General features: G+C 55.0%; 1 protein-coding gene. It reads left to right on the top strand.

Annotated features, from left to right (window positions below):
• Positions 1–68: 68 nt before the first annotated feature.
• A protein-coding gene (locus A8B84_RS15845) for an IS3 family transposase (RefSeq protein WP_138103147.1) occupies positions 69–1,201 on the top strand; the annotation gives its coding sequence in 2 pieces (ribosomal slippage) (positions 69–327 and positions 327–1,201; 1,134 coding nt in all).
• Positions 1,202–1,218: the final 17 nt, after the last annotated feature.

The following is a 1,218-nucleotide window of genomic DNA, read 5'->3' as shown; positions in this document are numbered from 1 at the left end:
TGACCTGCACCCAACTTTCTAATCCATTCTGATCTTAGTAATGTTCATCACCAGAGAGGACGATGAACATGAAGAAGCGATTCACCGAAGAACAGATCATTCCCATTCTGAAGGAAGCCGAGGCTGGCCTTCCGGTCAAAGAGCTCTGCCGGAAGTACAACATCTCGGACGCAACCTTCTACACCTGGCGCAAGAAGTATGGCGGCTTGGAAGTCTCTGAAGCCCGTCGCCTGAAAGCTCTTGAGGAAGAGAACGCCCGGCTCAAGAAGTTGCTGGCCGAGTCCATGCTGGACACAGAAGCTCTGAAGGCCGCGCTCAACCGAAAGTACTGACCGTCGGGAACAAGCGCGAGGCTGTGCGCACTATGCTGTCGGAGACAGCGATATCCGAGCGCAAAGCCTGTTCACTCGTCGGGTTATCCCGCGCAACGATGCGATATCAGTCTCAGCGTTCCCCAGAAGAGCATGAGCTGACGGAGCGCATCAAAGCCATTGCGTTTGAACGCCGTCGGTTCGGGTATCGGCGTGTTCACCAGTTGCTGCGCCGTGAAGGTGCTGAGGTGAATCACAAGAAGGTTTATCGGCTTTACCGAGAGGCAGGCTTGGCCGTCCGCAAACGCAAGCGCCGTAAAGGCGTGATGGTGGAACGGCAGCCCCTGGTGTTGCCAGATGCACCGAATCATACGTGGTCCATGGACTTCGTGATGGATTCCTTGGCCAACGGGCGCAGGATCAAATGCCTGACGATCGTGGATGACTTCACCAAAGAATGCCTCGACATTCCCGTGGCCATGGGCATCTCGGGTGAACAGGTAGTCCGTACCCTGGATGGCATTGCAGCCTTCCGAGGCTACCCGAAAGCCGTTAGAACCGACCAAGGGCCGGAATTCACTGGCAGAGCGCTTGATCAATGGGCCTACCGCCATGGTGTTGAACTGAAGCTGATTCAGCCCGGAAAGCCGATGCAGAATGGTTACGTCGAGAGCTTTAACGGAAAATTCCGGGATGAGTGTCTGAATGAACACTGGTTCCGGGATCTCGCACACGCCCGGGAGAAGATCAGCACTTGGCGCTTGGACTACAATGAGCAGCGTCCGCATTCATCCTTGGGGTATCAGACACCCTTGGAGTTTGCCTCCGCTCTCCGACTTGGAAAAACTGATTCAAAAGTACCGGACATTACTAGGGAGCAGTTGGATTAAAGACTGGGGGCAGGTCA

The sequence above is a fragment of the Marinobacter sp. EhC06 genome (assembly GCF_001650915.1).
GTDB lineage: Bacteria > Pseudomonadota > Gammaproteobacteria > Pseudomonadales > Oleiphilaceae > Marinobacter.
Note: the sequence above shows the minus strand (reverse complement) of the source record. Positions and strands in the feature narration are given on the sequence as shown.